The organism is Terasakiella sp. SH-1 (assembly GCF_004564135.1).
Classification (GTDB): domain Bacteria; phylum Pseudomonadota; class Alphaproteobacteria; order Rhodospirillales; family Terasakiellaceae; genus Terasakiella.
The window spans coordinates 1,553,305-1,576,711 of sequence record NZ_CP038255.1; the positions used below are offsets into that span (position 1 = coordinate 1,553,305).

Below are 23,407 nucleotides of genomic sequence, written 5' to 3' on the forward strand. Positions count from 1 at the left end.
GACAGGAAAGTAAATGATTATTCTCCGATCATGTTACATCCATCAAGTTTCCAATCTCTAAACCAAAATGCCGTGCCGCATTTCCCTGATTAACTGCAATTTCAACAAATCCAGACGAGTTATAATACCAAAAAGCTTCTCCGGGCTGTGTCTGACAAAAGACATCGGCATATGCGATGCGGTGTCCCTGAACCCTCAATACCCGCTCTTTTGGAAAGTCCCCTTCTCTGAGACTGGTCCAACAATTACCATAAACATCTATATAAATAATATTTACAATTTTATCTTTAATTATATTTTTCTTAAGTTCACTTATTTCAAGCTGTTGTCGTGGGAAGTCTTGCCCTTTTGATAGCATTGCAGCAACCGGGGCAAACAGGTCCCGACCATGAAATGAATGAGACAACGCATCCGGTCGCCATAAAATCTCATAAGCCTCTACATCTGCATACCGTGCCAGTATAGAGGTAAAAATCCCATTATCGGGACCAACAAACCAGCATTCATCGCATTTGAGGCATATCGGTTTTCGGCTTCCCCCCACACCGGGATCAACCACACAAAGATACACGCAGCCTTGGGGCATTTCACAGATCAGTCCATCTAACAACAAGGAAGCCGCCTCAATATTAAAGGCAGGCACATCCACCATCAGGTCAATGATAGAGCTGGCTGGATTATATTCCAGAATCCGTGCTTTCATCTGGCCCAAATAAGGGCCTGTCACGCCAAAATCTGTAAATGTGACAATCATGCCTTTCCCTTAAACGGTATTTTCAACATCGACCATAATTTCAAACAGGACTTACCTTTAAAATCGGCCAAACCAATGGTCATTTTATCATGCCCCATCATCGGCTGGCTGGTATAGCTTTGAAAAGCGCGATCCCAACAGCTCAAAAAAAAGCCGTAATTACTATTGGTTTCCTGACTTAATACAGAATGATGGACACGGTGCATGTCTGGTGTAACGATAAAAAGGCGCACCATTCGGTCCACCCCAAAAGGTAACTTCAAATTTGCATGATTAAACATGGCCATGGCATTCAGCAGAATTTCAAAAATAATCACTGCCAGTACATCAATGCCAAAGATAAAGATAACGACAATTTTATAAAAAATTGAAATGATAATCTCTAAGGGGTGGAAACGTATCCCCGTTGTAACATCACATTCCAAATCACAATGATGCATGCGATGTAAACGCCATAGTATAGGGATTTTATGCATGGCCCGATGCTGCATATAGATCGCCAGATCAAGGATCACGACCCCTAACAGCGTATTGACCAATTCTGTTGAGGCAGAAATATTCATCAAGGCTGCGTTTTCAACACTCACATAATAAGCCACACTCACAGGCACCCAGGGCATAAAGACCCGCACACATAGCCCACCAATGAGCAAAACTCCAATATTTGCCCCCCACCTCTGTCCTCTGGGGAATAAACGCGCACGCTTGGGGAAGAGTCCTTCACAAAAAGCAACCAGACAGAAAACAGAGAAAAACACGCCAAGTCGAATAAAACCTTCATTACTTGTAATGAATTCACTCATGACTGGCTTATTTCCTCATTTGCCTAAACTGAATGATGGCAACCCCTGTCATCGTTAGGAGGCCACCAATCATCTTATAAATAGTGAAGGCTTCCCCCAATAAAAAGACCCCAGCCCCCACTCCGATCATTGGGGCTAATAAGGTGAAAGGAACCACTTGGTTTACATCAAGACGACCAATCAATTTGTACCATAAATGATAAGCAATAACGGAAGAGCCTAAAATCGTATAGCAGAGCAGCAGCCAGACATGGGCTTCAGCTTCTTGCACAGCACGTAATTGGTCACTTTCCCAGAAATAGGACATGACAGCTAACACAGGAACTGCAAATAGGCTCATCCATCCCATAATAGCCAAAGGGGGGACATCTTCCAGTTTCTTGATCATAATGTTTGCCCATGCCCAGCAAAAGGCACATAAGATCACGGAAACAATGGAAACAAGTGTGCCCCCCTGTGGTTCACCCGCCAGAAATGCCGCCCCGATAAAGGCCATAGACATCCCCGCCCCACGTTTCAGCCCCAGTTTATCTGCAAAGAAAATGGCGGCTAGAATTGAACTAAACGGCACCCCAAGCTGTAGCAACAAAGCAACCGTTGCCGCATCGGCCCCCTGAAAGCCAACAAAAAACAAACCGAAATGCCCCACCCCTAACACAAGGGCAATGGGGATAATCTGTTTGAGCTGCGCATAGGACAGCCGGAAAAAAGGAAGAAGGATCGCCGCTGTAATCAAAAAGCGAACCACCGTCAGGGTCAATGGCGGAACCGAAGCCACAGAAACTTTAATAGCGGCAAAATTAAACCCCCAGATAATAACCACGCATAATGCTTGGACTGTATCACGGAGGTTCATAAGTTTACTGCCTTGCCTGCTGTCTTTCGCAGACTATGGCATATGTCAGACGGTTGAGTCTAACGAATAACCCGCTGCCCGTACGGTGCGGATGAAATCCGGTTTGTCATCAACACTTAAGGCTTTGCGAAGACGGCGGATGTGCACATCCACAGTGCGGACCTCCACATGAATATCGCGCCCCCAAACTTTATCCAACAGTTGTTCACGTGAGAACACACGACCAGGACGTTCCATCAGAACACGTAATAAACGATATTCCGTTGGACCAAGGTGAATGGGTGTGCTTTCACGCAAAACCTTATGTTCAGATAAATCCATAGAAATATCTTCATAAGAGAGCTTATCTTCAGCCAAAGTCGGGCTAGAACGACGCAACACAGCCTTTGCACGTGCGACCAGTTCATTGGGAGAAAATGGCTTGACGATATAATCGTCCGCACCACTATCCAGTCCACGAATGCGGTCATTTTCTTCACCACGAGCTGTCAGCATAATAATCGGTAAGGATTTTGTGCTTTTACGTTCACGAAGACGACGACAAACCTCAATCCCGCTTAAGCCCGGCAACATCCAGTCAAGAATAAGAAGATCAGGTTCCTCTTCTTCAACCAGCAACATGGCCTCTTCACCATCACCAACACAAAGAGCACGAAAGCCCTCTTTCTCAATATTATAACGAACCAATTCAGCCAGAGGTGGTTCGTCTTCAACGATCAAAACCAATGGGTCCATTTTCGTTTACTCTTCCAAACCTGTAAAACTTGCTTCATCATCTTTTGGGCGTTCATCTTCCAGATGTTTCCCGGTAACAAGGAAGTGGACATTTTCAGCGATGTTGGTTGCATGATCGCCTGCGCGTTCCACATTTTTTGCAATGAACAACAAATGCGTACAAGGCGTGATATTGCGCGGGTCTTCCATCATATAGGTCAGAAGCTCCCGAAACAGGCTGGTATGGAGCTGGTCAACAACCTCGTCTTGCTGACGAATATCAAGAGCTTTACGCTCATCCCGTTCCAGATACGCATCCAACACATTATGTACCATGGATTGCACCAACGAAGACATCCGCGCAATGGTATGAACAGCACCGATTGGTGCAGCACTGGATAAGGTGATCGTGCGTTTTGCGATATTTTTTGAAAGATCCCCAATCCGTTCAAGATCAGAAGATGTTTTCAACGCTGCAATCACGGCACGCAGATCATCGGCAACAGGCTGGCGCAAGGCGAGAATACGGGTTACTTCCGTATTAATTTCCATTTCCAGCTCATCAACCTTCAAATCATCGTGGATAACATCAGCTGCAACTGCTGTATCGCGTTTAACAAGTGCCTCACAGGCACGGCCCAGCTGAGATTCAGCAAGGCCACCCATACGGGCAATGGCGTTATCAAGCTGAGTTAGCTCAGTATCATAAGACTTAACTGTATGGTCTGTAGTATTCATGGATCAAATTACCCGAAACGGCCTGTGATGTAGCCTTTGGTACGCTCATCGACTGGTGAAGTGAAAATTTGTTCTGTTTCGCCATATTCAACCAGATTACCAAGGTGGAAGAAGGCTGTTTGTTGGGAAACACGTGCAGCTTGTTGCATGGAGTGCGTTACGATGACGATTGTGTAAGAGCCACGCAGCTCATCAATCAATTCTTCGATTTTTGCTGTTGCGATAGGGTCAAGTGCAGAGCACGGTTCATCCATCAACAGAATTTCAGGATCAACAGCAATGGCACGGGCAATACACAGACGCTGTTGCTGGCCACCGGACAGCCCTGTTCCCGGTTCTAAAAGGCGGTCTTTGACCTCTTTGAGCAAACCAACCTTTTCAAGACTTGTTTCAACGATTTCATCCATCTCAGCTTTGCTGTTGCCAATTCCATGCAAACGCGGGCCATAGGCCACATTGTCATAAATAGATTTCGGGAACGGGTTCGGCTTTTGGAAAACCATGCCCACCTTTGCACGCAGCAAAACCGTATCGACTTCTTTGGACAGAATGTTCATATCGTCGATCATAATCTCACCTGTGACAGAACAGGTGTCGATTGTATCGTTCATACGGTTAATACAGCGCAGGAAAGTCGATTTGCCACAACCAGACGGGCCAATAAAAGACGTCACCTTGCCTTTGGGCATATCAAGATTGATCCCAAACAGGGCTTCTTTTTCACCGTATTTCACACGCACATCACGAGCTGAAATTTTCACTTCATCTTGTGAAAAAGTAACTGAGTTAACACCGTTAGATGTTGTCCCATTGCTGACATTGACTTGGTTTTCAATATCAACTGCATTTTCTTTTGTCATTGGTTTCATAGCTTTCATTTCCATTATTACCAACGTCGTTCCAGCTTCTTACGCAAGAGAACGGCTAGCGCATTCATGGTGATCAGGAATGCCAACAATACCATGATGGCAGCGGATGTTTTTTCAACAAAGGCACGTTCCGGGCTATCCGCCCACAAATATACCTGTACAGGCAGTACTGTGGCTGGATCAAATGGTGTACCCGGTACGTCTGCAATAAAGGCAACCATACCAATCATCAGCAACGGTGCAGTCTCACCAAGGGCTTGCGCCATACCAATGATAGTCCCAGTCAAAATTCCCGGCAATGCCAAAGGCAACTGATGATGGAAGACAGCCTGCATTTTCGAAGCCCCCACACCAATGGCCGCTTCCATAATAGAAGGCGGGATAGATTTAAGTGCCGCACGTGCGGCAATAATGATCGTCGGTAATGTCATAAGCGCCAACACCATCCCCCCAGCAACCGGGGCTGAACGGGGCATCCCAAATACATTAAGGAAAATTGCCAACCCCAGCAGACCAAACACAATGGAAGGAACCGCAGCCAGGTTGTTAATATTCACCTCAACCAAATCTGTGAATTTGTTTTTCGGTGCAAATTCTTCCAGATAGATCGCTGCCATCACCCCAAGAGGGAAAGACAAGCCCAATGTCACCAACATGGTCAAAGCAGACCCAACCAAGGCCCCTTTGATACCGGCTTGTTCCGGCTCACGAGAATCACCTGCAGAGAAAAAGTTGGTGTTAAAACGTTTTTCAACACGGCCTTCTTTTTCAAGAACTTCAACCCAGGCAATTTCTTTATCTGTAATGGGGCGCGTGCTTTCATCTTCGTTTCGGTCAAAGACATTTTTCACCAGCATGTCGACTTCATCAGATGCCATCACCCAAACGGTTTGCTTGGTCCCAATTAAGCTTGGGTCCGCAACCACCAGATCACGCAATGCATAACCTGCGCTTGAGCTAATCAGACCATATAATTTGCGCTTGTCACGACGTCCCTTCACATCTGCAAACTTGGTGCGTAAGGATTGCTTTACGACACCTGCGTAGTTTGCAAACTGAAGTGTCTTAAGCTCACGCGCACCTTCCGGGTCAATAACGTCTTCATCCAGATAGAATTCAAGCTTTACATAGGTTTGTTGAAAACCCGTGTACCCATTTGAAATAATGCTGGAAAAGAGCATCAAAACACAAAGGAAAGCGAAGATCAGTGCCCCCGCACCAAGCATCTTGAAGCGCGTTTCTGCCGCATGGCGTTTTTTCAAACGCGCCTGGGCTTTTTGCATGGATTCTTTTAACTCAGTCATATTTCTCTCGGTATTTTGCAACAACGCGAAGGGCGATGACATTCAAACAAAGTGTGACACAGAACAAGACCAAACCAAGGGCAAAGGCTGCCAGCGTCTTGGGGCTGTCAAATTCCTGGTCACCAACCAGCAAAGTCACCATCTGGACTGTTGCTGTTGTGACCGCATTTAATGGATTTGCTGTCAGGTTTGCAGACAGGCCAGCCGCCATCACCACGATCATGGTTTCACCAATGGCCCGTGAAATCGCAAGCATGACACCACCAACAATCCCCGGCAATGCAGCAGGAAGAACAACATTAATCACCGTCTCAGATTTTGTCCCGCCCAAAGCATAAGACCCATCACGCAGCGATTGTGGAACGGCGCGGATCACATCATCAGACAGGGAAGAGACAAAAGGAATAATCATGACCCCCATGACAAGACCAGCCGCAAGGGCACTTTCTGAGGCAACTTCCAGCCCCCAGCCTTCACCAATATTGCGAACTGTCGGTGCAACGACCAACGCAGCAAAAAAGCCGTACACAACAGTTGGGATACCGGCAAGGATTTCAAGGACAGGCTTACCAAAGCCACGTACCTTTGGCGTAGCATATTCGGACATGTAAATTGCAGACAACAGCCCAACGGGAACCGCAACACACATGGCAATGAAAGAGATCAACATGGTGCCCGCAAAAATGGGAACTGCACCAAAGGAACCTTCACTGGCGACCTGATCTTTACGCATGGCAATTTGCGGGCTCCATTCCGTACCAAATAAAAAGTCAGTAAATGGAATTTTGCCAAAAAAGCGAATAGCTTCGAAAAGCAGGGAAGAAACAATCCCAATTGTCGTCAAAATTGCGACGATTGAACTTGCCAGCAAAACGTAACGGATGACTTTTTCAACCTGGTCACGTGCTTGCAGCTTTTGACCAATCGTACGAGTGCCAATCACCAAGCCAATAATCGCAAAAGACAGAATAGAAACAGCCAAAGCTGTTGTACCAAACTGTTTCAATTCAATATAACGTTGGGCAGCAACGATTAATTCAGGTGTCGCACGCGATACATCCGTTCCATTTGCTGCAATGAATTTAACATCACTCAAAATACGAGCGAGCATTGCGCTTGATGTTTCCGCAGTTACAGAAGATACACTCCCCAACACCATGGAATTAATAATTTCAGGTTCAAAAATGAACCAGACAACACAAATTAATAAAGCAGGAAGGCCACACCACATCCCAACGTAATAGCCGTAATGTCTGGGCAGTGAATGGAGTTCCCGAATATTCCCTCCGACTGAAGAGACGGCACGGGAGCGTCCCATATAATAGCCAATCAAGGCTAGGATCAGGACCGTTACTGTAAAAATCGTTGCTTGCATAATGCTGCGTTCACAATCTGTAATTATAAAAACAAGCACGAAAAAGCGGCGGTTGTTAAAACCGCCGCTTCCTCAAGTGTGGTTTTAGCTACCAGCACCGAGTGCTTTAACGTTTGCTTTGTACTTAGCACGTTCTTCAACTGGCATCGGGATCAAACCTTTATCAGTCAAGTAACCTTCGTCACCCCAGGCTTTGTCAGCCGTGAACTCTGCCAGATACTCAAGGATACCCGGTACAGAACCAATGTGCGCATCCTTAACGTAGAAGAATAACGGACGAGAAACCGGGTAAGAACCGTCAGCAATCAGTTCGAACTCAGGTAATTTACCGTCGATTACTGAGCCTTGAACAGAGTCGGAGTTTTGGTCAAGGAAAGAGAAACCAAATACGCCAAAAGCATTCGGGTTAGCATTCAGTTTTTGAATGATCAGGTTATCGTTTTCGCCAGCGTCAATGTATGCGCCGTCTTCACGAACAGAGTGACAAATGGCTTTATATTTCTTTTTGTCTTTTTTGATCCCCAGTTTCTCATCACCCTTTTTCAGAGCTTTGATTGTCGGGAATTTCTTACACCCACCTTCAAGGGCCAGCTCAGCAAACGCATCACGTGTGCCAGAGGTCGGCGGTGGGCCGAGCACTTCGATTTTGAAGTTCGGCAGGGAAGCGTCAATATCAGACCAGTTTTTATACGGATTTGGGATCAGCTTGCCTTCTGCATTTGGAACATCTTTAGCCAATGCCAGAAAGATTTGCTTACGTGTAATTTGCAGCTGTTGACCTTTTTTGGAATTTGCCAAGACAATACCGTCATAACCAACTTTCACTTCAGTGATTTTCTCGACACCATTTTTTGCACAACGCTCAATCTCAGAAGGCTTTACAGCGCGAGAGGCGTTTGTGATATCAGGGTGCTGCTCGCCAATCCCCGCACAAAACAGCTTGAAGCCACCGCCGGAACCCGTAGATTCGATCACGGGTGTTTTAAAGCTTGTTGATTTACCGAAAGTTTCAGCAACAGACGTTGCAAACGGGTAAACAGTAGAAGAACCAACGATACGGATTTGATCGCGTGCTTCAGCAGCGCCAGCGGCAACAACAGAAGCGAGAGCTGCAACAGCAAAAGTCTTCTTCAGGGTCATAAGGAAATTCTCCAACAGAATAATTTAGCGATACCGCTTTTTAAAAACATGATCAGCGGCACAACGAATGTGGCGACACCCTATGTTTCCATGGCTTCGATTTTATGACACGCATGTTACAGTTTCATGACAGCGCGCCCAAAATGTTACAATTTGATGGGTAACAAGACCGAAAAGGTAGAGCCTTCCCCGGTTTTACTCTCAATATTCAACCGTCCACGATGGCGCGCAATAATATGTTTTACGATGGCGAGCCCCAACCCTGTGCCACCCAAAGTTCTGGATCGCGCCTTGTCCACACGATAAAAGCGTTCCGTTAGTCGGGGTAAATGTTCTTCATCAATCCCGTCCCCATGATCACGAATTTCGACCAGCACACCGGGGACATTTTGATGAGGTAAGCGATCTACATAACGGGTCGTGATTTCTACGGGTGTCGCAGGCTTGCCATATTTAATGGCATTATCAAGCAAGTTCTGAAAGACCTGTGTCATCTGATCAGAATCGCCTGCCACCATACAATCTTTAGCCTCATAGTTCAGAATCAACTCCATCTGACGATCATTGGCCTTAAGAGCCAGAATATCTGTCACATTTTGGAGAACCAGACCAACATCAACACTGTCATCCGGCACCACATGTTCCTGAATTTGCACCCGAGACAATGAAAGCAAATCATCAATCAGCCGCGCCATTCGATTGGCTTCCTGAATCATAATCCCCAAAAAACGTTCACGTGCATCCGGGTCATTTTGCGCAGCCCCTTGCAATGTTTCAATAAACCCGACCAAGGCAGAAAGTGGAGATCGCAATTCATGGCTGACATTGGCAACAAAATCAGAATGCATTTCTTCGGTGCGTTTTTCCAAAGTTGTATCACGCACCGTAATCGACACCCCCTCACCTTCTGCAATCAAGGCGACATGTAACGTCAAATGACGTTCAACCGGGGCTGGGAAAGAAGCATCACCGACCCATGTTTCCTGTGTTTGAAACACCTGCTCGACCGCATCGACAACATGGGGCTGGCGGATGCACTGAACAATATTGCGCCCGACCAACACGCGGCCAAACAAGTCCATTGCCGCCTGATTGGCATATTTAACAACCCGTTCACTATCTAAAACAAGGATTGGGTCAGCCAAGGATGCCAAAATAGCATTCGTTTCATCAATTTTTGACGCGTCACCTTCTTGGGGTGTTTTCCGGTCAATCACAGGCTTCTTTTTACGAAAAAGCACAACAACCTCTTCAGGCAATAGTTTTCAAGGGAAGTTGGACGGGAATATATGTCAAAAATATTACATTTTTATGACGCTGTTAGAGAGGTACAGAGAATCCATCCCTACGATAAAATCATCAAACTGTTCCTTTATCGTTATCTTTCTATAAGTTACACTGTGACAAAATGACCACCGAGCGTTCATTCTTTGCTTTATTCACCTTTTACAATTCAATGTTATGAAAACAACTGATACGCACACCCCAGAAGATAAAACATACGATACGAGCATGGTCTCACGTGAAATTGAACTTCGTAATCAGATCGAAGAATGCGCTGGCATTGGCGGACTGGAATGGAATATTGAAACCGGTGATTTCTGGTGGTCAGATCATGTAAATCAAATTTTACAGATTAAAGGGCATCCCCCTCTCCCTTCGTTACAAAGCCTGATTGGTTTTATTCATCCCAGCGACCAACTCAAGGTACAAACGCTTTTTGAACGTGTGGCCCAAGAAGGCGGACGTTTTCGCCTGCATACCCACGCGCTTGCCAGAAACGGCAAGGAAATCCCCATTCTTTTAATGGTGAAACAGGTTGCGGAAACGTCAAAACTGATCGGCTATATTCAGGATATCAGCGAAGATTTCAGCGAAAGAGCCTCCCTTTTGGAAACACTGGCAAAATATCGCGGTGTTATGTCCGGTGCCGGGGATGCCATCATCCTGCTTTCCCATGAAGGCAATATCATTGAAGGAAATAAAAAAGCAGCCGAGTTACTGGAAGTCAGTGAAAGTGACCTGCCGAACCTGAGTGTTGATGACATTCACCTTGAAGAAGACCTCGATACTATGATGGGGCATTATCAGGCTTTTCTATGGGGCCAAAATGAGACCGCGCAAAGTACAATTGTGGGGAAAAGCGGGCGCCTCACTTCCGTAGAAATTTCTGGGCGCAGTGTGGATATTTCCTCTCAACAGATGTTGGTGGTGATCCTGCATGACATCACCGCCCAGCAAAAAGCACAGCGCAGTGAACAAAGATATCGCAGCCTTGTGGACGAGGCGATGGAAGGTATTTTGTTGCTGGATGAACATGGTAAAATCTTGGCGGCCAATCCAAAGCTATGTGAAAGCACCGGCATCAAACGCTCAGCCCTGTTAGAAAGCAACTTCCTTGAAATTACGGATTTCGATATGGAAGTCAGCCCCATTGACCTGCTGCAAGCCTCAGGCACCCGCCCCTCCATTCATATGGAAGGCAACCTGAAAACCATTGAGGGCAAACTCCTGCCAACAGGGTTTAACGTGGCACGTTATCAAGAACAGGGACAAGTTCAATTTATTGTCACAGCCTACGACCTTACCGCTGTACGATCAGGTGAAGAAGACCGCCTTGAGCTTCAAAAGCAGCTTTTTCGCGCCCAGAAGCAAGAACTGCTGGGCCAGCTTGCCGGTAGCCTTGCCCATGATTTCAACAATTTGCTCTCCCCTATTTTGCTGGTCAGCGAAATGCTCATGGAAGAAGCCGAAGATGCATTTTATGAAAAGAATTTATCAAACATCAATCAGGCCGCACAGCGCGCCCGACGACTTGTTCGACGTATTCTGACATATACACGCCCGGAAGAAAGTGAACCGACCGAAATTGATTTTGTCGATGAATTTGATGAAACCATGGCCTTATTGCGTTCTTCCATTCCGCAAACAATTACGATTATTGAAAACCGGAATGTCGAATCACTCACCTGTTTTGCCGACCCGGATCAGGTGCATCAAATCATTATGAATATCGGGACCAATGCGGCACAAGCAATCGGTGAAAACAGTGGCACCATTACATTTGACTTGGATAAAATTCATATTGATGAAAACTCCTACCTGATCAGCCGTTTTGAATTGCCAGAAGGTGATTATCTCAGACTGAATGTCAGTGATACCGGACCAGGCATCCCAGCCAATATCATCAAAGAAATCTTCGATCCATTTTTTACAACAAAAACACAAACCGATGGCTCAGGTCTTGGACTGTCTGTTGTCCAACAGCTTGTCGAAATCCATGGTGGGACTGTCGAAGCCAGCTCCCCTCCCGAAGGTGGCGCAAAAATCAGTGTTTATCTTCCTTTACTCTAACAACAGGATATCGCCGTGACTGACCTGCGAAAAATTTTAATTGTTGATGATGATGACATGGTACGAGAATCTGTTGCGATGGTTCTCGATAGAAATCAGTGCCAAACAACGACTGCTTCTTCTGCAAAAGAGGCACTGGAGATATGCAAAACATCCTCTTTCGATCTGATCTTTACTGATCTTGTGATGCCGGAAATGGACGGGGTGGAACTGATTAAGGAATTACGCACTAGAAACAACAACACCCCCATAGTCACATTGACCGGGGGTGTTCGTGTTGGGTCTAAAAACCTGTCATTTGCAGCCCTTGAAGCCGGGGCATTCCTTGCTTTAAAGAAACCCGTCAACAAACAGCAACTGCTTGACGCAATTGAAATGGGAACGCGTTAACCGCTAAAGCCACTTCGCAATGCCAAGCCAACAGCCTGCGTGCGGCTGGAAACGCCCAGTTTACGGAACACACCTTTCAAATGGGCACGTACCGTTACTTCCTGTAATTCAAGAATACTGGCAATAACCTTATTGGAATGCCCTTCCACAAGGTATTTCAAAACTTCACGCTCTCGTGATGTCAGTTCTTCAAAAACCTTGCTGTCGGTTTCTTCTTCAACAGCTTCTTCTTCCGTCGAACAAATCACAGACGGGATGAATTTTTCGCCATGCAAAACCAGATTGATCGCATTAATCATGGCCTGCCCGCCCAGCGTTTTTGGAATGAAACCAGCGGCCCCTTTATCAATACAGGACAATACATCTGCACGACGATAAGCACCGGACATCACGACAACAGGCTGCTCTTTGGCAAGCTCAACGATTTTTTCTACGCTGTCCAAACCGGATACACCCGGCATTTTCAGGTCAAGCAAGATCAAATCATATGTACTGCCGTTATTAAGCAGTGTTTCTGTTTCTGGCAAAGTCTCAGCTTCTACAACTTCAATATCAGGTTGTAGCTTATTGAAGATAAGTTTGATGCCCTCTCTGAAAAGACCGTGGTCGTCTGCCAACAGAAATTTCATGGTTATATCCCTCTGTTATCCGATACCTAAGTATCTCATTTTTTTGTACTTAAATCAAAAACTGGTTTGGACATCGTACTGAAGTCCATATTTTCGACATAAGGAATTTCACCTAAGATATCAACATTGCCGAATTGTTCAATGGCAATTTTATTTCTTTGGTTTAATGCTCCATTCAAAATAACACCTTTCACGGGAATGTCATTTGAACGAAGCGCGTTCAATGTGAGCAAAGTATGATTAATCGTCCCTAAACCACTTCTGGCAACGACAATGGCCTCACACTCCATTCGTTTAATCAGATCAATCATCATATAGTTATTGTTCAGGGGAACAAAAACCCCACCGGCCCCTTCGATAACTAGATGGCCTGTTACCTTTGGCTTTATAATCCGCTCGATATCAATCTCAACATTATCCAATCTTGCGGCTTCATGCGGTGATAACGGTTCGCGAAGTTCATACGCACAGGGCAAAATCTTTTCATCAGGAATATCTGCAAGACGTTGCACTGTCTTTCTATCTTCGGCTTCGATCGTGCCAGATTGGACAGGCTTCCAGTAAAAAGCTCCAAGTTGCTGGGTTAGCAGTGCTGAAATCACTGTTTTCCCGACATCGGTATCCGTGCCTGTGACAAAATATGTTGTCATTTCGTCCCTATCAACTGTAGATCACCCAAGATTATTTCGTAAGTCATCACACAGTCTTGCTGTTGATCCAACGCTCTTAACGCTTTTCTCATTTGTCCTGCTGATAACGGTTGATGGCCGTGGCGAGGTTCCTGTGCACCGATTGCTTTTAAAGCACGCAAAAAACTCAAACCGTTATCATATTTCTGAACACGTAGTTCATGACTAAACTGAATTCGGCATTCCGGAAAGTCATAAGTTTTCAAGTCCGCCAAGTCAGGATAATTATGCAGCCCCACAGGTAACTGCATAATTCCCATATGGTAACGCCATTCCTGAAATGTTTCACACCCTAAGGTCGTAAAAATAAGCCGCCCATTTGGTTTAAGTAGTGAAATCAACCGTTTGCATGATAATTCAAGATCTGTGAACCACTGGAAAGCGAGACTACTGACAATCAAGTCAAACTTTTCATCTAGATCTGGAAACTCACCATCCATGTTGTGAAAACGCACTTTATTGCCGATGCGTTTTTGGCATTGGGCCAACATATCATCCGATAAATCCGTCACCAGCCAATCGGCCTGGCCCAACAGGTCCTGCATATTTTCAGTTAAAAAGCCCGTACCGCACCCAATTTCCAGACATTTGGCATCATGTGCAATATCAAGCGTTTCAACATAATCGCGCACGTAGCCAGCTGTCCATTTCTGTACAGGGGCTTCGCGTTCATAAGTCGAAGAGGCTTTGGAAAAAGAGGCGGCGATGTGTTTTTTATTCACTTAAAAAAGTCTCAAAAATGCAAGGATATCTTCAGCGATGGCCTGAGATTCAAACAAGGGCAATAAATGGTTGCCCTCTTTATACCAAATTACCTCCTCACCGAAAGAGGTAGAAGTTAATTTTTCAGGGATAATACGATCCGTTTCCGAAGCGATGGCCATAAACTTTCCATCAAAACTTTCAAATGCCTGACGCACGTCACATTGAGAAAGGTATTTCAGCCCCTCGCTTAATTCTTGTGTATGAAATGCGTCTGAATAAACAGGAAAAAGATCACCGCAATTTTTCATAAAATCCGTCCAGACCTTTTCTGGCATTTTATCAAACTGGCTGATCATCCGCTGTAACATCCGAGGTGCCACACCATCGGGCCAGTTCTCATCAGCACAAAACTTTGTAAACCCGTTAATTGCGATCAATCCCTTACATGAAGGCACATGCTCCAACGCCCAGGGCAGTCCCATGGAATGGGTCACATAAACGGCATTCGGGTCGATCACGGGGTTCTCTTCTCCCTTAAAGCCCAGGTCGACAAACTCCTTGTCAAAGGTCGGAAGGAACATTGTTACCCCTTCCCAAAATGACGGGTCAAAGCCCCATCCGTGAACAAAAACAAGTTTAGTCATTTTTTGAAACTTTCAACAACATCACAAAGGTGATCAATATCACCCTGACTATGGGCTGCACTTAAGGCAAAGCGGATACGACTGGTCCCACGCGGTACCGTTGGTGGACGAATGGCAATTCCAAGGACATTTTCAGCCTCAAGAGCTTTTGCCATTTCCAATGTTTTTTTCTCATCACCAATAACCAGTGGAATGATTTGAGTTGAAGACTCTGCCACATCAAACCCACACGATGTGAAATGATCACGTACACGCTGGGCATTGGCATGTAGCTGCGCTCTTTCCTCATCCAACTGCGCAACAAGCTCCAACGCCGCATCCATCGCCCCAAGCACAGCTGGTGGCAAGGCTGTTGAATAAATCAGCCCACTACAACGATTAACCAGATAATCTTTCACCTGTTGAGAACACACGAGGTAAGCCCCGAAGCCGCCTAATGCTTTTGAAAATGTTCCCATTTTAAAGGGCACATTCTTACCAGCACACAGACCATATCCCTTTTGCCCCAACACACCGGTCGCATGAGCTTCATCCAGATAGAGTTGAGCATTATATTGCTCGGCCAATTCAATCAGCGCATCCACATCACTTTGATCGCCATCCATACTGAAAACGCTTTCACTCAGGATAAAGCGATCACTATTTGAATCCTTATTTTTCTTCAACAGGTCTTCCAGATGATTCAAATCATTATGACGATAACGGATTTGACGTATCCCGGCGGCCTTAAGTCCGTGATGCATACTGGCATGATTAAGGCGATCACAAAAAACAAGCGGTTCAGCCCCCAAGACCTCTTTATCAAGTAAAGCCGTCAAGATTGCAGAATTGGCCTGAAAACCGGAATTGAAGAGAAGCGCTGCTTCCCCGCCTTTGGCCTCCGTCAACCGTTTTTCCACACGTTCATGCAATTCCATAGTGCCACATACAAGGCGTGAGGCCATTGCCCCAACACCCCATTCCTGTGTCCACTGACACGCACGTTCAACTAACAAAGGGTGTTGTGCCAGCCCCATGTAGTTATTGGAAGAAAAGTTCACAATCTCATGCCCATCAATTTCCGTGCGCCCAAGGTGGCTTTTTCCCATGACACGCAGGCGACGGCGCAGCCCCTGTTTTTCAAGGTCATGAACATAATCACCAAAAAGATCGTCGATATAAGATGTCATGGCAAAAATTCGTTTAACACAGCCATAAACTCATGAGGCATTTCAGCATGAACCCAATGACCTGCCCCTTCAATGGTATGGAAAGCAACTTTGGGGAAAAGGTGACGGATCAATTGATGATGGCTTGACTGGATATAATCAGATTGAGCACCAGCAATAAACAGTGTCTCACCTTCATACTTTGCATCCATACGAAGAGCAGGCACCCCGCCAATCGTCTCCATTTCGCGTCCCAGTGTTTCAAGATTCACCATCCAGCGAAGGCCCTCAGGCGTATTTTCAAGGTTGCCCAACAAAAACGCACGCACACCGGGATTTTCAATCACATCCGCAATAAGGGGATCGACTTCGCTACGGCGTGATACCGTTGACAGGTCAACCGATTGCAACTTGTCCACATAAGATTTAAAGACCATGCGGGGATATTTTACAGGTGCAATGTCAGCCACAACCAAACGCTCTACCCGTTTTGGGGCCTTCAATGCCAAGGTCATGGCGACTTTACCGCCCATGGAATGGCCAACAATATGGGCTTTTTCCAATCCGCGCTGATCCAAAAATTCCACAAGGTCCTGCGCCATTTCCACATAGGACATGGTTTCGCTCCAGGGGGAAGAACCATGATTGCGCAAATCAACGGTTAAAATGCGATAGCTGCGTGCCATTTGCTTGGCAATAGAATTCCAGTTTTTTGCAGCCCCGAACAAACCGTGCAAAATAACAACCGGAGTTCCCTCCCCCATATCCTGATATGCAAGTTCCATCGTTGGATTTACCTTGTTTTAAACGCGAGTCTGTCTTAATTAGAACAGATGACCACCATTCGCCAACCTTCTTTTTACAAGGTGACTAGCCATGTGTTCTGCAACCAGCACATTCAAAGATATCGTAGATGCCCTAAAATACAATAGCGATGGCTTAATTCCGGCCATTGCACAACAGCATGACACCGGCGAGATTCTGATGATGGCATGGATGAATAAAGAGGCCGTGGCAGAAACACTGGCGACCAATCGCGTATGTTATTATTCGCGTTCACGCCAAAAACTGTGGCGCAAAGGTGAAAGTTCCGGGCAACAGCAAGAACTGATTGATTTTCGCACCGATTGCGATCTTGATACAATTGTCGTTCTGGTTAATCAAACGGGTGTGGCCTGTCATACCGGGCGTCGCAGCTGTTTTTCATGGGCAGCGCGTGACGGTAAAATCGAGGTTGTGGAAAAGGTCGTCACCTCCCCAGATGAACTTTACGGCAAAAAATAGCCCCTTCTCTTTTTACGGCACATATTATACCATTAAACATCTATAGAGCGTTTGACGGTATATAATGAGCAACCCTGGCGACGAAACCCAAACCATAGAAGTTCCGATATCCCAATGGAATGAAATGCGTGAACAAGTTATGTTGGCGCGCATGGAAGAAGCCGTTGTTGGTCGCGTGAAAAGACATTTTGCCTGGGCCGCCATTATTGTAGCTGTTTTAGGTGTGATTGGTATCAATGCGACAGGATATGTATTGGTCAGTGAACAACTCAAACCACAGCTTGAACAGGCCCGTAATGCAACGGCCAAAGCCAATGCAGAAGCCGAAATTGCATCAACATCAATGGCTGAGGTCAACAAAGCCATTAAAAAAGCCAAACAAGATGCCGAAGCTGCCTTGTTAAAAGCCCAGGAACAAACCAAAAAATCTCAAGCCTTGATTGAGAAGATTGATGAAGAGGCAAAAGAACTCGACAAAAAGTTTAATCGCGTCAAAACTGATTCTAACCGCGTCAAAGCATATTCAGAAAACGTCCGCCTCCAGCTTGAAGCTTCGTTTGACGAGGTTAATCAGCGCCTCGACAGCCTCGTAAAGAGTGTCCCTACCGCAGAAAAAGAACAGGAAGAAATCAAGGCATCTTCCAAGATTGACAGTTTCAAGGCAAATTCTGAATTTGAAGTCTACTTCAGCATAAACGCGGCTAAAGAAGCCATTCCTTTCATTGCAGATGCAGCAACAGAGCTAAAAAACTTGGGGTATAAAGTGACCGGAGATGAAGATTATTCTCCAGATTCCATTGGTAAATATGCAACTGTAAACTCTATTCATATTGCATATATGAAATCTGGAATAGAAAAGCTACACAACATCAAAGAGATCCTCCTAAAACATTCAGAGTGGAAGGTCCAAGTTAACGCATCCCCTCGCGATATAGAAAATGGAGATTTACCTCTCGTTGGCGATATACAGATTGTCGTAAAGCAGGCAGAATAGTTTTATCGGCCTCGCAAGCCCCGTTTTAGCGCAGACTCAATTGTCAGATAAAAGGCTTGTTCCTCTTTCCTTTGTGCTTGCCATTCAACCGGAGCCTCATAAGACTGCCCTCTAAACAATGCGACACCATAGGGACTAAAGCTGCGCTCATCACTGTCTTTAGGCTGGCGGAAAGTAATTTCCATCGCACGATAAGTAACAATCATCTTAAGTGCACCAGCGTCGCTCTGAAACTTTTGAGGTAATTCTGAACAAAAAGCAAAGCGATAATCACGTGAACGGGCCTGTGTAATCAGCACACGAGACCAATTTGTAATATCGTTGATCAAAAACTTTCGACGCAACTCATCTTCCTCACTCTTCAACAGAAGATGTTTTTCCAGTTCTGTACGCAGGCGACTTTGGGCACAGGTGAACTCATGGGGCTGGAACACCTCATCTGGTGCCTCGTTAAAATAGGTTTCAATCGCCCGGATAGGACGGCGGCGCAACACAACACCATTTACGGCCGGGTCATGGATTGCCCGCCACTGGCTGGCATTTTTCAGATCAATAACCATGCGTTTTTCTGGCCCAGCCTGTTTATTACGGGGCTTTAGGTTTCTCATATTCGCAGGCGAAACAACAGTGGGACGCAAGGTCATAATCTTCCCTTTCGGATATCGCGGATAAGAAAACGGGCAGGATGCAGCGCTTCGCGATATGTATTTTCAATTGGACAAGCTGTCCCGTCAATATAAGACGAAAGGATATCGGCCAACAAGGGGGCAGTTTGCACCCCACGTGCGCCAAGTCCGCACATCACATAAAGCCCCTCCACATATTGTGCATCTACAAAATCACCACCACGAGGGCCATGTTTCAATGCCTCATATGCCTCAACATACCAATCTTGTGAGAATACAGGCCCGACGATGGGCAGGTGATCAGATGTCATGGCCCGAATGGAAGAACGACCATCCCGGATTTCCGGCTCAATATCAGGCATGAACGTGTTCAATTTTTCACGATTGCGCACATGCCCCTCTTCGCTTACTTCTTTGTAACCATAATCGAAAAAATCTGACCAGCGTTCAAATGTCGCCCCGACAATATGCTCCCTTTCATAAGCAGGGATCATATATCCCCCCCCAGTGATCGCATGGCGAAGTTTTGACGTTTTATCCGTTGCTTGCACATAAGAAACCTGACCGCGACGCCCGCCCATAGGCAACGTGCAAAAATCATTCAAAGCAGAATTTTCCCCTGCCGTTGCCAAGACAACAGCGTCCCCTTCAAAAACAATTCCACCACCTGATTTCACAATCCAACGACCATCAGCCTGCGAAATATGGTCAATATTCACGTCAAACGAAGAAGGAATATTTTCCGATATTTTCTTGCAAAGTTTTTCTGGTTCAAGACAGCCTGCATTGGCAAACCACAGCCCCGCATTTTGCGCTTCAATACCTATTTTCTCACTTGCCTCGTCACGCTCTAAAAAGGTCATTTCAGATGCAGGTAAAATTAATTTTTTGCATAATAGTTTTTGGCGTTGAAGGTCTTCTTCATCTTCAGCCATTTGGAAAATGCCCCGTCCCCCTTTCCAGATATCATCACCTAAATGATCATAAAAAGAAAGCGCATGAAGATAGGCCCGAAGATTAAATCCACCCTCCATCGTAATACGCGGCTGGATCAATCCAAGACGGTTTCCTGACCCTTCCTGACCGGCTGTTTTATTACGATCAAATAAATGAACCTCATGCCCATCAGCCATTAAACGACGTGCTGTGACGCATCCAGCTACACCGCCTCCAACAACAGCAACTTTCTTCTTAATTTTTGGCTTTAAGTATTTTATAAACCATTTATTTTCAATACTTTGACTTATTACTTTTAAAGTACCAATTAAACTTTCTCTCTTGCGCCCAAACCCCTTGCGTTTGGTCATTTCAAAGCCTGCTTCCTGCAAACCGCGCTTGACAAACCCTGCTGCTGTAAAGGTGGAAACAATGGCCCCAGGTGCAGACAAACGCCCCATTTGATCAAACACATCCTGACACCACATCTCTGGATTTTTGGCCGGGGCAAATCCATCAAGATACCAGGCGTCCACCTGCCCTGTTGCCTGTTGATACATCTGTGCGGCATCACCAAGCATCAAGGTTAGTTTAACCTTTCCACCTTCCAAAACAATATGATGAAACCCCGGCGTCAAAACCGGATAGAACTTTAAAAACTCGTCGCCATACCCTTTCAAGGAAGGGAAGTTTTTATAGGCTTCTCGCAGCTCATTTACCGACAATGGAAAGGCTTCAACGGAGAGATAGTTCAGCTGACATTGTGTCCCGCTTTCTTTCCAACATTGCCATGTTAATAGGAAATTAAGCCCAGTCCCAAATCCGGTTTCAGCGACTGTAAAACTCTCTTTTCCCTCAAAAGCCTCTGGCATGCCACAGCCATTGATAAAGACATAAAGGGATTCAGCAACGCCGTCATCAACACTGAAATAAACATCATCAAAACGTTCTGAGACCGGAGTCTTATTTTCTTTCCAGCCCAGCTTTGGGGATTCAAGTTTGTTCATGCCTATCTCACTCAAAATATGTTGTTTTTAGTCTGATCCTCCCCATATCTATTTTATTAGGGGAACGATCTTGGGTCTGTAAAATGAAACATTTTAGCCCACCAAAGATAAATCGAAAAACATATGCGTGGTCTGTACGCGCCTTTTCAACTGTCAAACGTCTGCTTGGCGTGAACATCAAGCTGCACGCCCATCACAATCAGGTCGAAAAGGGTCATATTTTTCTTTTTAATCACTTTGCCCGTTTTGAAACCTTTATTCCGCAATATCTGATTTATCAAGAACAAAAGGCTTATTGCCGTTCCGTCGCAGCTGCTGAATTTTTTAAGGGGGATGAGCGCTTTACCAACTACCTCCATGCCGTTGGGGCTGTGCCCAATGATATGCCCAACCTGCTCAGTTTTCTGGCCCGTGATATCCTGTGCGGTAAAAAAATCATTATCTTCCCCGAAGGGGGTATGGTGAAAGACCGCCGCAGCCTGTCCTCATCTGGTGATTTTTCCGTCTATTCCCCTACGGCCGAAGAACGGCGCAAACATCACAGCGGTGCTTCCCGCCTTGCCCTTGTTCTTGATATCTATAAAAGAGTGGTGATAGAAGCCCATAAGAACAAGGATGAGGACACCTTGAAAAAATGGGCTGATGAACTGCACCTTAATGACGTTGATACATTGCTCATGCGCTGTCAGGAACCAACACGCATTGTCCCCAGCAACATCACATTTTACCCCATACGAATTTCAGATAACTTCCTTAAAGACAGCGTAGAACGGCTCACAGGCAAGCTTTCAAGGAAATATCAGGAAGAACTGCTGATTGAAGGCAACATCGTGCTGAAAGATACCGACATGGACATTCGTATGGGCACGCCGATTGAAAGCACCCTCATGTGGCCGTGGTGGGATCAGCTGATCCTGAAAAAAGCCGTTGACGGTATGGCCAGCCTGAATGACCTTTTTGCCTTTGGCAGTCAGGCTGACAGTTTTCTGGAACGCATTGCAGCCCAGAGATTGCGCAATAAAACAGAAGAACTACGCGATCAGGTCATGCAGGAAATGTATGGCCTTGTCACCATCAACCTCTCCCATATTGCCTCAGCACTGATTTTAAAACTGATTGATGAAGGCGCTGATCAGGTTCCACAATCAACCTTCCTTCATATCCTGTATCTTGCGGCCCGTTATGTCAGTCATGAAGAAAAGGTTCATCTTCACCGCTCCATGTTATATGCCGAAACTTATCGGGATTTGCGTGATGGCAGTTGCGAAGAAATCCAGCAATTTTTTCGTTCTGCCCAAACCGCCGGACTGATTAAACTGGAAAACCAAAGCCTCACCTTTCAACCAAAGCTCAAAGATGAACATGACTTTCATGATATTCGTCTGGAAAATCCCATCTGCGTCTATGCCAATGAATGTGAGCCCATTACCGGCATTGACAACGCGATACAACGGGCGATGGATAACCACCTCAACATTCCCGGTGCACAATGGGCACAGTATTTTTATGAGGATGAACTCCATTCTTTTGAGCAATCCAAACTCAAATTCTCAAAAGATGAATTTGAAGAAATCAACAAACAACAAACTGCAACAAAAGATGCCTCCCCCTTTTATCTTAGCCCAAAACAGGACATTGAAGAAAAAGCAACCAGCATTTTGCTCGTACATGGTTTTCTTGCCTCGCCTGCTGAAATGCGCGGCCTTGGGGAGGATTTAGCCGCACAAGGCTATTGGGTCTATGGTGCACGACTGGAAGGCCATGGCACATCGCCCTGTGATTTGCGTGATCGCAGCTGGGCTGAATGGATGCGTTCGTTAAAAATGGGCTATGAGGTCTTAGCCGCACGCAGCAAACGCATCATTATTGTTGGATTTTCAACCGGGGGCGCCTTGGCCTTGCGTTTTGCAGCCGAAAGGCCCGATAAGCTGGCGGGCCTTTGTGCGATCTCAACACCGTTAAAATTTGCCAACCCAAACCTTGTTTTCGTCCCCCTGATCCATCATGCCAATCGCTTAGCCAAATGGCTCGCCGCTCAAGAAGGGGTTTTACCCTATATCATTAATGAATCAGAACACCCGGATATTAACTACAAACATATCCCGGTGCGCGCCCTTCATGAATTGCGCCTGTTAGTGGATGAAATGGAACAAAACCTTCATCGTATCAACTGCCCTGCCCGCCTGATCCAGGGGGATGCAGAAAAGGTCGTCAAACCAGAAAGTGCCGACCTGTTACGCGCCCAAATGGTGGCGACAACACCGGAAGTCGTCATGATTCCCTCCACACGTCACGGCATTGTGACCGAAGACATTGGCGGCACACGTCAGCACATTATTGATTTCATTGAAAAGCAGGAAAGAAAATGAGCCCCTACAATCCGTAGAGGCTCATGTGATTTATGGTCCAAAGAAATAGACCCTGAGGTAAACACCGACATAAAATGTC

General features: G+C 45.8%; 23 protein-coding genes. 5 read left to right on the top strand and 18 right to left on the bottom strand.

Annotated features, from left to right (window positions below; genetic code table 11):
• Positions 1-28: 28 nt before the first annotated feature.
• The 10 genes from E4K71_RS07375 to E4K71_RS07420 form a co-directional block, all read right to left on the bottom strand.
• Positions 29-754: an SAM-dependent chlorinase/fluorinase gene (locus E4K71_RS07375; RefSeq protein WP_135078194.1), complete on the bottom strand. Its 726-nt coding sequence runs from the start codon at positions 752-754 to the stop codon at positions 29-31.
• Complete coding sequence (locus E4K71_RS07380) at positions 751-1,557, bottom strand: sterol desaturase family protein (RefSeq protein ID WP_135078196.1); 807 nt, start codon at positions 1,555-1,557, stop codon at positions 751-753. Before E4K71_RS07380 ends, E4K71_RS07375 begins: the two co-directional genes overlap by 4 nt.
• Positions 1,558-1,564: 7 nt before the next feature.
• Positions 1,565-2,413: an EamA family transporter gene (locus tag E4K71_RS07385; RefSeq protein WP_135078198.1), complete on the bottom strand. Its 849-nt coding sequence runs from the start codon at positions 2,411-2,413 to the stop codon at positions 1,565-1,567.
• A 45-nt stretch (positions 2,414-2,458) separates the two neighbouring features.
• Positions 2,459-3,148 (bottom strand): phosphate regulon transcriptional regulator PhoB, encoded by a 690-nt coding sequence (phoB, locus tag E4K71_RS07390; RefSeq protein WP_135078200.1) that lies wholly within the window; start codon positions 3,146-3,148, stop codon positions 2,459-2,461.
• Positions 3,149-3,154: 6 nt separating this feature from the next.
• Positions 3,155-3,865: a phosphate signaling complex protein PhoU gene (phoU, locus tag E4K71_RS07395; RefSeq protein WP_135078202.1), complete on the bottom strand. Its 711-nt coding sequence runs from the start codon at positions 3,863-3,865 to the stop codon at positions 3,155-3,157.
• Positions 3,866-3,873: 8 nt separating this feature from the next.
• Positions 3,874-4,734 (bottom strand): phosphate ABC transporter ATP-binding protein PstB, encoded by an 861-nt coding sequence (gene pstB / locus E4K71_RS07400; protein ID WP_135078204.1) that lies wholly within the window; start codon positions 4,732-4,734, stop codon positions 3,874-3,876.
• Positions 4,735-4,751: 17 nt separating this feature from the next.
• Complete coding sequence (gene pstA / locus E4K71_RS07405) at positions 4,752-6,038, bottom strand: phosphate ABC transporter permease PstA (protein WP_240796892.1); 1,287 nt, start codon at positions 6,036-6,038, stop codon at positions 4,752-4,754.
• Entirely contained in the window at positions 6,031-7,413 is a 1,383-nt protein-coding gene (pstC, locus tag E4K71_RS07410; RefSeq protein WP_206201966.1) for a phosphate ABC transporter permease subunit PstC, read from the bottom strand. Before pstC ends, pstA begins: the two co-directional genes overlap by 8 nt.
• Positions 7,414-7,497: 84 nt before the next feature.
• Positions 7,498-8,553: a PstS family phosphate ABC transporter substrate-binding protein gene (locus tag E4K71_RS07415; RefSeq protein ID WP_135078208.1), complete on the bottom strand. Its 1,056-nt coding sequence runs from the start codon at positions 8,551-8,553 to the stop codon at positions 7,498-7,500.
• A gap of 146 nt (positions 8,554-8,699) precedes the next feature.
• Positions 8,700-9,794, bottom strand: a complete 1,095-nt coding sequence (locus E4K71_RS07420) for an ATP-binding protein (RefSeq protein ID WP_167730348.1) — start codon at positions 9,792-9,794, stop codon at positions 8,700-8,702.
• Between the two features lie 220 nt (positions 9,795-10,014).
• On the opposite strand from E4K71_RS07420, the gene E4K71_RS07425 reads away from it, so the two are divergent.
• Both E4K71_RS07425 and E4K71_RS07430 read left to right on the top strand, forming a co-directional pair.
• Positions 10,015-11,907, top strand: a complete 1,893-nt coding sequence (locus tag E4K71_RS07425; RefSeq protein WP_135078212.1) for a PAS domain-containing sensor histidine kinase — start codon at positions 10,015-10,017, stop codon at positions 11,905-11,907.
• Positions 11,908-11,922: 15 nt separating this feature from the next.
• Positions 11,923-12,297 (top strand): response regulator, encoded by a 375-nt coding sequence (locus E4K71_RS07430; RefSeq protein WP_135078214.1) that lies wholly within the window; start codon positions 11,923-11,925, stop codon positions 12,295-12,297.
• On the opposite strand, the gene E4K71_RS07435 is transcribed toward E4K71_RS07430, so the two are convergent.
• From E4K71_RS07435 to E4K71_RS07460, 6 genes are read right to left on the bottom strand one after another with little or no spacing between them, the layout of a single operon-like run.
• Positions 12,294-12,926 (bottom strand): response regulator transcription factor, encoded by a 633-nt coding sequence (locus E4K71_RS07435; protein ID WP_135078216.1) that lies wholly within the window; start codon positions 12,924-12,926, stop codon positions 12,294-12,296. The genes E4K71_RS07430 and E4K71_RS07435 overlap by 4 nt on opposite strands.
• Positions 12,927-12,961: 35 nt before the next feature.
• On the bottom strand, positions 12,962-13,576 hold the full coding sequence (gene bioD, locus E4K71_RS07440) for a dethiobiotin synthase (protein WP_135078218.1): 615 nt from the start codon (positions 13,574-13,576) through the stop codon (positions 12,962-12,964).
• On the bottom strand, positions 13,573-14,337 hold the full coding sequence (locus E4K71_RS07445) for a methyltransferase domain-containing protein (RefSeq protein WP_135078220.1): 765 nt from the start codon (positions 14,335-14,337) through the stop codon (positions 13,573-13,575). The genes bioD and E4K71_RS07445 overlap by 4 nt, the downstream gene beginning before the upstream one ends.
• Positions 14,338-14,964 (bottom strand): alpha/beta hydrolase, encoded by a 627-nt coding sequence (locus E4K71_RS07450; RefSeq protein WP_135078222.1) that lies wholly within the window; start codon positions 14,962-14,964, stop codon positions 14,338-14,340. It abuts the gene before it with no gap.
• The gene (gene bioF, locus E4K71_RS07455; protein ID WP_135078224.1) at positions 14,961-16,133 is read right to left on the bottom strand and encodes an 8-amino-7-oxononanoate synthase; all 1,173 of its coding nucleotides are present in this window, start codon (positions 16,131-16,133) and stop codon (positions 14,961-14,963) included. The genes E4K71_RS07450 and bioF overlap by 4 nt, the downstream gene beginning before the upstream one ends.
• A complete protein-coding gene (locus tag E4K71_RS07460; protein WP_135078226.1) occupies positions 16,130-16,897 on the bottom strand; it encodes an alpha/beta fold hydrolase in 768 nt (255 codons plus the stop codon). Before E4K71_RS07460 ends, bioF begins: the two co-directional genes overlap by 4 nt.
• 91 nt (positions 16,898-16,988) lie before the next feature.
• Here E4K71_RS07460 and hisI point away from each other — a divergent pair, with 91 nt between their 5' ends.
• Together hisI and E4K71_RS07470 are read left to right on the top strand one after the other, a co-directional pair.
• Positions 16,989-17,396, top strand: coding sequence for a phosphoribosyl-AMP cyclohydrolase (gene hisI, locus E4K71_RS07465; protein WP_135078228.1), 408 nt, complete (start codon positions 16,989-16,991; stop codon positions 17,394-17,396).
• Positions 17,397-17,520: 124 nt separating this feature from the next.
• Positions 17,521-18,390: a hypothetical protein gene (locus E4K71_RS07470; RefSeq protein WP_135078229.1), complete on the top strand. Its 870-nt coding sequence runs from the start codon at positions 17,521-17,523 to the stop codon at positions 18,388-18,390.
• Positions 18,391-18,392: 2 nt separating this feature from the next.
• Here E4K71_RS07470 and E4K71_RS07475 read toward each other — a convergent pair whose 3' ends face one another.
• Together E4K71_RS07475 and mnmC are read right to left on the bottom strand one after the other, a co-directional pair.
• Positions 18,393-19,034 carry a DUF1826 domain-containing protein gene (locus E4K71_RS07475; protein WP_135078231.1) on the bottom strand — a complete coding sequence of 214 codons (642 nt, stop codon included), beginning with the start codon at positions 19,032-19,034 and terminating at the stop codon, positions 18,393-18,395.
• A complete protein-coding gene (gene mnmC, locus E4K71_RS07480) occupies positions 19,031-20,959 on the bottom strand; it encodes a bifunctional tRNA (5-methylaminomethyl-2-thiouridine)(34)-methyltransferase MnmD/FAD-dependent 5-carboxymethylaminomethyl-2-thiouridine(34) oxidoreductase MnmC (RefSeq protein ID WP_135078233.1) in 1,929 nt (642 codons plus the stop codon). The genes E4K71_RS07475 and mnmC overlap by 4 nt, the downstream gene beginning before the upstream one ends.
• Before the next feature lie 83 nt (positions 20,960-21,042).
• Between mnmC and E4K71_RS07485 the strand changes: the two genes are divergently transcribed.
• On the top strand, positions 21,043-23,328 hold the full coding sequence (locus tag E4K71_RS07485; RefSeq protein ID WP_135078235.1) for an alpha/beta fold hydrolase: 2,286 nt from the start codon (positions 21,043-21,045) through the stop codon (positions 23,326-23,328).
• Positions 23,329-23,407: the final 79 nt, after the last annotated feature.